12 protein-coding genes are annotated in these 7,938 nt (G+C 37.6%); 2 read left to right on the top strand and 10 right to left on the bottom strand.

From position 1 onward, the window contains the following. Positions 1–241 precede the first annotated feature (241 nt). Positions 242–664, bottom strand: coding sequence for a hypothetical protein (locus DYY65_RS10680; RefSeq protein WP_162477946.1), 423 nt, complete (start codon positions 662–664; stop codon positions 242–244). A gap of 224 nt (positions 665–888) precedes the next feature. Continuing rightward, positions 889–1,488 carry a cupredoxin domain-containing protein gene (locus DYY65_RS10685; RefSeq protein WP_236561798.1) on the bottom strand — a complete coding sequence of 200 codons (600 nt, stop codon included), beginning with the start codon at positions 1,486–1,488 and terminating at the stop codon, positions 889–891. A gap of 149 nt (positions 1,489–1,637) precedes the next feature. On the opposite strand from DYY65_RS10685, the gene DYY65_RS10690 reads away from it, so the two are divergent. After that, the gene (locus DYY65_RS10690; protein ID WP_162477948.1) at positions 1,638–2,075 is read left to right on the top strand and encodes a hypothetical protein; all 438 of its coding nucleotides are present in this window, start codon (positions 1,638–1,640) and stop codon (positions 2,073–2,075) included. A 382-nt stretch (positions 2,076–2,457) separates the two neighbouring features. Here the strand turns inward: DYY65_RS10690 and DYY65_RS10695 are convergent, their stop codons facing one another. The 5 genes from DYY65_RS10695 to DYY65_RS10715 form a co-directional block, all read right to left on the bottom strand. Continuing rightward, on the bottom strand, positions 2,458–2,652 hold the full coding sequence (locus DYY65_RS10695; RefSeq protein ID WP_201449467.1) for a hypothetical protein: 195 nt from the start codon (positions 2,650–2,652) through the stop codon (positions 2,458–2,460). Positions 2,653–3,104: 452 nt separating this feature from the next. Continuing rightward, on the bottom strand, positions 3,105–3,263 hold the full coding sequence (locus DYY65_RS10700; protein WP_162477950.1) for a hypothetical protein: 159 nt from the start codon (positions 3,261–3,263) through the stop codon (positions 3,105–3,107). A gap of 87 nt (positions 3,264–3,350) precedes the next feature. Next, positions 3,351–3,737 (bottom strand): hypothetical protein, encoded by a 387-nt coding sequence (locus DYY65_RS10705; protein ID WP_162477951.1) that lies wholly within the window; start codon positions 3,735–3,737, stop codon positions 3,351–3,353. Between the two features lie 324 nt (positions 3,738–4,061). Next, a complete protein-coding gene (locus DYY65_RS10710) occupies positions 4,062–4,244 on the bottom strand; it encodes a hypothetical protein (RefSeq protein WP_162477952.1) in 183 nt (60 codons plus the stop codon). Between the two features lie 123 nt (positions 4,245–4,367). Then, complete coding sequence (locus DYY65_RS10715; RefSeq protein WP_162477953.1) at positions 4,368–4,517, bottom strand: hypothetical protein; 150 nt, start codon at positions 4,515–4,517, stop codon at positions 4,368–4,370. A 272-nt stretch (positions 4,518–4,789) separates the two neighbouring features. Between DYY65_RS10715 and DYY65_RS10720 the strand changes: the two genes are divergently transcribed. Next, entirely contained in the window at positions 4,790–5,014 is a 225-nt protein-coding gene (locus DYY65_RS10720) for a hypothetical protein (RefSeq protein ID WP_162477954.1), read from the top strand. Positions 5,015–5,027: 13 nt separating this feature from the next. Here the strand turns inward: DYY65_RS10720 and DYY65_RS10725 are convergent, their stop codons facing one another. The 3 genes from DYY65_RS10725 to DYY65_RS10735 all read right to left on the bottom strand — a co-directional run bounded on the left by DYY65_RS10725 (position 5,028) and on the right by DYY65_RS10735 (position 6,823). Beyond that, positions 5,028–5,417 (bottom strand): hypothetical protein, encoded by a 390-nt coding sequence (locus tag DYY65_RS10725; protein ID WP_162477955.1) that lies wholly within the window; start codon positions 5,415–5,417, stop codon positions 5,028–5,030. An 87-nt stretch (positions 5,418–5,504) separates the two neighbouring features. Continuing rightward, positions 5,505–6,365 (bottom strand): SAM-dependent methyltransferase, encoded by an 861-nt coding sequence (locus tag DYY65_RS10730; protein WP_162477956.1) that lies wholly within the window; start codon positions 6,363–6,365, stop codon positions 5,505–5,507. Positions 6,366–6,574: 209 nt separating this feature from the next. After that, positions 6,575–6,823 (bottom strand): hypothetical protein, encoded by a 249-nt coding sequence (locus DYY65_RS10735; RefSeq protein WP_162477957.1) that lies wholly within the window; start codon positions 6,821–6,823, stop codon positions 6,575–6,577. Positions 6,824–7,938 lie beyond the last annotated feature (1,115 nt).

A 7,938-nucleotide genomic window follows, 5' to 3' on the forward strand; every position in this document is an offset into this window, starting at 1 on the left:
CAAAGGCATAAACTTTCAGCTACAGCTGAGCTCTAGCAATTATAAGAGCTGTAGAAGTACAGCTAGTAGCTTTAGCTCTGAATCTTGTTAAATAAGACTCCTCGCTATAAGAATGAAGAGCATGGTTAATCAAATAACGAAATGGAACCCTTCGAAATATGCTAAATATTAATAGAGCCCTAACTCAAGGCCTCGGATATCGCCTCGCAGAAACTCCTCTTTCATGCATTCCTCTGTGTCATTACTGGCTGGTTGTAACATTATGTAATTGGTAGATGACCATCTTATCCATGTTGTTTATAATTCCCGAGCCGAATATTTTTTCTCTGACAATCAAAATACTGCTAATTATGAATACTATCTGAACAAGTTCTATCATTATTTCAAATCCATCTACTTGTAATCCCCTGCCTGGTACCGCAATGACAAATAGTGCAATTAGGACAGTGGTTCCACCAATACCTACATAATACCACAAATTACTCCATCTCTTGAGAATCGGTATCACCCAAAACAATTGAGCTGCCCCAGAGACTAGAAAGAAGATGGTAACATCAAAGGGCGTTAGTGTAAAAAACATCGGAATAAGTGCAAGATGCAATACGCCAGCTGTAAATGTGGATGCAGTAGCGACATAAATTAATAATAATACTCTATTAGTCAAGATCTGATACTCAAACAATTTAAGGAATATATTTGTCACGGAACTCCGTTAAGCTAGCAGAAAAAAGCTATTAGGAACAAGCGATAGTTGTGATTCAGGCTAAGTATTGCTACAGTCAACAAATCGTAGTCAATACATAATCAGGGCCCTTATTCAACAATGAACTTGATTGAAGTCATGTAAAAATAGGGGATAGCAGTTTTCTACTGCATGCATCTATCATACTAACCAGTTTTAGATAGTACTACTATTTGGCCAACCATGCTTGGCATGTGATCAGGGGACCAGTATTTTATTATCCCTACCTTATCAGCGGGGAACGATATTGTGTGGATTTGTCCTCTACTCATAGGAAACGTTCCAACTCCATCAACTGTTATAGTATAATGTGCGCCCTGTACATCTGCGAAATGAAGCGTAACCTTGTCATCTTGGTTCACGACTATCTGTGATGGTTCGAACGTAAATACTCTGAATTTCCAAGCGCCTGTCTTGTCAGGTGGTGTTAATTTAACTCCTCCGCCTGCAGGAATAGTAGAGTTTGGAAATTTCTCTGGTGGGGCCGGATCTGGTCCTGTTGGAATTCCTTTTAGGTTTGCAAAACCATCTAGATGTACTGTTTTTATCCAGAAATCTTTGTTGTTTGATTGCGTTGTGTTAGTTGCTGATCCTACATTACTGCTGTTACTTTGTCCTAGCGCAGTCTGCAATATTATGCTCTGCATACCAAGAACAACAATTGTAGATGAAACTATTGTTATAATAGTTGCAGCTGCTATTATTATTGAATGCTTTTTCATGATTGTTGTTTTTTTGTTATTCATTTTATCCATTAGTTCACTTTTATCTGTCTGTGTTATAAACAAGGACACGAATTCCACATGCGGATTCCATCTTTGGATTCCAAATTTGGAATTAAGCAGCCAATTTTTATATTTATTTAATAATGGATTAATTAGAGCTAATGTTGTTGGTGTCGACACATAATCATATAGAGACATTCAAGTGCTACCAAATATCTGAAGTTTTCGCAATAGCAGCTATGAATTTATTACTAATTCATGTTGCTGATGGATCTATGGAAAGGGCTATCAATCATGGATTTTTACCCGCCAGTATTGATAAAAACCCACTCGGCTTATCCAATTTTGGCATTTCATCAATAATTCTGTTCTTCTTGGCTATTGGATTAGATGTACGAAATAAAAACCCATCAAACGTAACAAAAACCCTCATTATAGTTGGTGGTGCAGTTATCGGAACAACAGCATTAGGGGCTTCAATTATGGATAAAAATGGAGGATGGATTGTAACGTTTTTGACCATAAGCGTAGTAGGATACGTAATAATGGGACTTGGCATACTAAGAGCCGCACTATTGAAGAATAATACCATCAATAGCATAACTTAGTTTGTTATTGTCCATCAATAATTGTATACTCTTTTTACCTTCGGGTCCCTATTCGAAACATAACAATATAGACTTTGCTGTGATAGTAATTAGTTGTCACGTATTCTTGCCTTCTAAATTCCTAATTGTTGCTTCTTTCCTGTAAACAATTTCTGGAGTTGCATATCTGCATAGCCTTCAAACAATTTTCCTATAGGACCATCTGGAAGTTCAAAGCTAATCTCATCTATTACTTCTGCTTGTTTTGGATTGTTGTTATTTGAATTTGTGTAAGCGGTTCCACTTTTTGAATGGCCCAGCTAACATTTCATCTAAATATTGATATGGTTTTAGGGTTCTTATTACGGAATGCCATTTGCTCTTGGAAATCATTAATTTACCTTCAAGCCAAATTTCTGAGTCTTGGGTAAGCTTTTGGCTCGTAGAACTTGACTTCTAGCTCCGTGGGTGTAACTATTTCAAGATGTTTGATAGCCGTATAAAATTCCCACACTCTATCTATCGGAGAATTGACGATAAAGCTATTTCTAAAAGCCATAGATGTTAGAAAATCGGCATGTTCGATATTAAGTATCATGGTATAGCACATACTTTCAAATAGTTTGGCCATCTACACAGACACGAGTGTCCTGAAGGTTGCCATATCTTGGCGAATGAACAAAGCAGAAAAAAGAAGAGAATAATTGCGACAGAATGGATAGTTAGTGACCGCTAGATGCGCCTGGTTAAGTGGGGCCGTTTGCGTCACTACTCCATCCACAAAATGATGTTCCTCCTGCGTATTCTGGTGGTCTTTATTACTTGGCCATTCTCAGATACTTTATTGAGCCTTCGTCCTGCAGTCGCGGGTCACTTTCTTTAGAATATGTTAGCCCCTGATACCATCGGGGTAATCATGCTCTCGTTGAAGACATTATTTTGTAAATATGGGCGTGCTGGTATATCACAAAGGAAGGCGCTATTACGTTCTATAAAGGATCTTTTGAACCTTGACCGGGCTAGCCATGCAGTAAGAACGATACCACTTCGCTAAGCATTTTCAATTATTCCCCAATATTCTTTTATTTTCTTTGCTTGAGATTGATCTATATATCCTGCCGAATTAAAAGTCATATCCACAAACCACAAATAGTCCTCCATTTCCTTGATGTGGTATTCTTTCATTTCATGTGGAAATTTTGTCTTCATTGATGTTAATGTCAGTTCAAAAACCAGTAGAAATCTACCATCTCCTTAACATGATTCTCTCCTGTATCATAAGTACCGCTCGTGTCATTATCTAACGGCATAACCATCTTTGAAATGTTGTATTTTCTGCATATGGAATTCTTCTTTTTCATTTGGATACTTGTCATCCATTGCTGTTAGGATCATATCCAGAATCCAACAGAAATTCTCTAATTTCTGGACTCGTATCGAAACATCATCTTCTAATCCCAATACAACATTGGCTTGCATGCTGAAATCTTGGATTATTTTGAAGTGTGATACTTCACTTTCCTGAGAATATCTGGTTCTTAACGATGTCAATGCCTCATCGACAAGCCAGCGATAATTCACAATTTTCTCATTAAGGTATTCTTTTGTAACATTTGGATATCTTAGGCGAGCCAAATCCAGATCTATGTCGACATTCCCCTCTACTTCCCTTTCCTTCACCAATATTTCTTTGATGTTCTTGCAGTCCCTAATAAAGCAATCAAAAAGATTGGAACAAGATTATAAAAAATGCAAAGGAACAAATTGTGTTTCCCTTTCTCATCGAGCGTGTGAACAATGAAAGTGCGGCCCAAATGTTCCAGACGTAATACCGCTGTAGAGGACTAAAACCTAGTAGGGTTCAAGACGAATCTTAGCTACTAGCGTACTCAGCAATGCTTTTTGAAAAAATTGCAATGGCATTAAAAATTCCAAAAGCAATGAAAGAAATGAATGTTTCAAAATTCATCATTCGTGATACGGTAAGATTGCGGCCTCATTAATGCATTATCCAGTCTTTTTGTGGCGCCAAAATCTAAGATAGTATTGGTCATATTGTAATTTCATGGAAGTATTTATTGCATTGTTCTGGCGAGCCAATTTTTCATTCACCTTGTATACCTGCAAAGTTATGTCACGCAGTTGCTTCTTCATCCCACCATTCAAATTACAGTACTCAGTGTCGTGCATAAGTCGTTGCAGACATAAATTGAGATTATCTAGCAGATTATTCCTATAAAGAACAATGTGACGAAGTGGTGGTCACGCTAAACTTCACCCACCGTTCCTAAAAAATGGTAGATCCACAAAATATTACATGGGTTTGTTATCTACTACAGTACTTTTGGTTCTGTTTGGCATTTTTCTAATATCAAATACTGCGATATTCCCTGTGAGTGCCATGACGTGACGCTCTACGAATTCTTTGATCACCTCCACCCAGATAAGACGCCTTGTAATCATATTCCAGGAAGCGCTTCTAGACATACCTCAATTCTGATCACGTTCGACACGCTTTTTTCAGCAAGCACAGACATATACCATATAACTTTTGATAAAAATAGAGCAACTGGAGTGTTATGCTGAGCTCATGATCTCCGGCCTAGATCTTTTTGAAGAGTACGGGCAAACGATGAATCGAAAATATACCTTACGACGTAGGATGTCATTCCTACCTTACACTTTATGAATTAATAAGGCACAAATAGCGCATTTCTTGTAATAATGTTGCTTAATTGGGGGGATACAAAATCTCGAAACCTGAAGATGAAGGTCCGGCAATACTTGAATTTGTGCTTAAGTTGCATGAAGATTCTAACTTACTATCAGAGTTTAATACAGATCCAGATAAGAGTATGTTAGAAGCGGGTATAAGTTCGGAGGAGAATAGAACCATAATTAAGAGCGGCAATTTCATAAAGCTTGGCAGACTTTTGATTTCAATAAATAAGCGTGGCTAATTACTAAAACAAGTTATTTCCCTAAAGAAACGGAGGGTTTTCCATTTATGAAACCAGCAGATGAACCATGAGAACTGGCTTGAACATTATTACCTACCTCTGCTTTTATATTATGCCCTGGAATTTCCGCTTGAAAATGCCCTGGAAGAGCCGCTTGGATATGGCCTGGCTCAGCACTACACGCAACACTACATGCATATGCATATTGAACTCCAGAGACGGGCGGCAATTCTGCAGGAGTAGACAAATGATAAATTCCTGTAGTTGCAGATGTTAAGGCTTCGTGTACAGCAAGCCTACCCATAGAGCTAAAAGCAACCGTTATTCCCAAACCAGCCAGTACTGTGGTTAACCTTGGATGTGCTCCTACAAAGTTTAATACGCCTTCTTTTAATATCTTCAAAACATAGTGCAATAAAACGGGAAGAGTTAATCTATTATTTAAGGTTATCTAAATCCCAATTATACCTAATTTTTCCGAACTAGAAATTTACTTGCCAGTAAAATGTAATAGTTTCTTAAATGAAAAATGAAAGTTTGTTGCCTTTAATTCTGAGCCAAGTCCTAGCTTGTTAGCCATGCCTAAGTCAAATGATTCGGTTAACTTTGGAGGAATATAGAGAGTTGAAATACCAGTAATGTACGCAGTGGCTAGTTTTGATAAAGCAAGCCGTTGTATGACAGGCTCACAAATCACGTATTGAGACGCTTCGTAAAGAAATACTTCATGATTAGGGTCATAATATTTCTTTAAAAAATCGGCCAAAACGATAACGCTAGGTTTAAGGTTTCTACTTGGATTATAGGAAGTATCACCAATGGTGCCGATCTGCCATAATATCAAATGAGATGAGGTATCAAATCGTGGAGCGTGTAGGAGAAAGTAAGTAGCTTCAAAGCTCTGACATCCGCACGTAGACGGATCAATACCAAGATTAGCAAATAAGCAGTCTTCAGCAGAAATTCCTGGCAACATCTTAGCCCTAAAGCCTTCAGCAAGTGCTCTTCTTATAGATTCGTGTGAAGGGGTAACAAAAACACCAGGATGCCCATAGTAAACCACGCATACATCTAATCCTTGTCTGACGTATCTTAGTGTACGCTCAGTCATTTCATTATAGGCATCACTTCTAGGCTTACCCTGTACATAGCAATCTAGCAATGATTCTGAGTTGGGGTTTATTTTGCTGATCCAAATACCAGAGATCTCGTCAGGAATATGGTACAAGACCTTATCGGCTTGCTCAACTGCCTCTCGTGATTCTAAAGTGAATTGCCGAATTGCCTCTATGCCACTTCCAACAATAATTAGTGAGCCTTTCTTGGTCGGCTTAGTATTATCGTCAGACAAATAAGTAGAAAGTGTTAGTGTTTTGGATGTAAATATAGATTGTCATGACTAACTGCTCTTTATCATTTTGTAAAATGCAAATTTAGGTGCTAATCGCGGTATTCGAACATCTAAGTTAATAGTAGAAACTATGTTGGTCATTGTACTCTTGAACAATGCCAATGCTCTTTAACGAGCCCATAATTTCACTATTGCTGCTACTCTTCGTTTCACTTTTTACCCCCTGACAACATATTGCCAAGTCCCTTAAGACCGCCGCCAATTGCATTGCTGACATTTGAAAGAACACCACCACCTACTTTTGTGGCATTAGTTAATGTGGCATTAGTTGCTTTTGACGCATTACCTGCTGTCCCATTGGTAGCTGCATTGACTGATCCTATGCAAGCAGAAGTTGCCAGCACTACACCAATTGCTATCATTATAGACAGACCAAAGATATATTTTCCTTTTACCATAAAGAACTAAGGATAACATGCTCTTTTAATACTTTCACGTATACAATATAAAGTCAGAGACATTTTCCTCAATAGGCTCGGGTTTAGTCAATAAAAATTTTCTCTTAATTACGGCTCACCATCGCATTTAGTATAATAGATAGATCTTATCTAAAGCATAAAAATTTTGAATTTAGGTAATGTACTTTTACTTTACCTGCCATGCAATTGCTATTTAAATAATTCAATATAGCGCGCCGAAATTTGATCCATCAAAAGTTAGCAATGAAGAATTCATAAGACCATGTGATATTCTTCCCAACTTTTCTAATCGCGCACTGTCCAGAAATTCATGAATTTTTGAGATATCTTCGTCTGTTACACCAAAAGATTGCAGTCCTATTAACTTTAACATTTATGGTATCGATAAGATTTTCTATTTCAGATTCCCTAAGAATTGTGGCGTCAAACGTTAAATTGCACCAACATGGTTTCTGTGCTAGACTCTTTTAAAGTTAATGTGAAGTATATTACGTGTAATAGGGAGTTTGAATAGAAACAGTCAGTAGTCATATTAAATCCACTAAGCACGAAATTATTGAAGAGAAACCTGAATCTAGGTTTTAGAAAAAGGATAGAAAATTATTCGACAGCTTTCATCTTCGCAGCATCGATTATCACTTTGACGATATGTTCGTCAATTCCTAGCTTGCTACCTAACTGAAGAAGAAAATCCAAGTTAATGTTTCTGCTCGTGTAACATCACGTATTTAGATCGTAGATCTTCAGTTGAGAGAAATACGCTTCGTAGCCAATGCAACACTGTCATTCGCAATTACCACCAATTCAGGCATTTCTCTTAAATATGTAAGTCCCTTGCTCTCATTTTTACGTTTTCTAAAATTATCTGCTAAATTTTCGATATAATGGAATGTTTTATCCGTGCAGGCGATCTACTCAATAGGCGGACTAATCCTTAAGAATTCCGGGCCGGAACGAGTGTGCAACCCATTTAACGTGGAACCGGCCCGGAAAAGGCATATGTAGTAAATAATCTTATTAATAGAGAATAATATAATTCATGCGCCAAAAATGACATATAGACCCATAAAGAAGGCAAACTGTGATGTGTCGTG

Origin of the sequence: Nitrososphaera sp. AFS (assembly GCF_009898475.1) — an archaeon.
GTDB lineage: Archaea > Thermoproteota > Nitrososphaeria > Nitrososphaerales > Nitrososphaeraceae > Nitrosopolaris.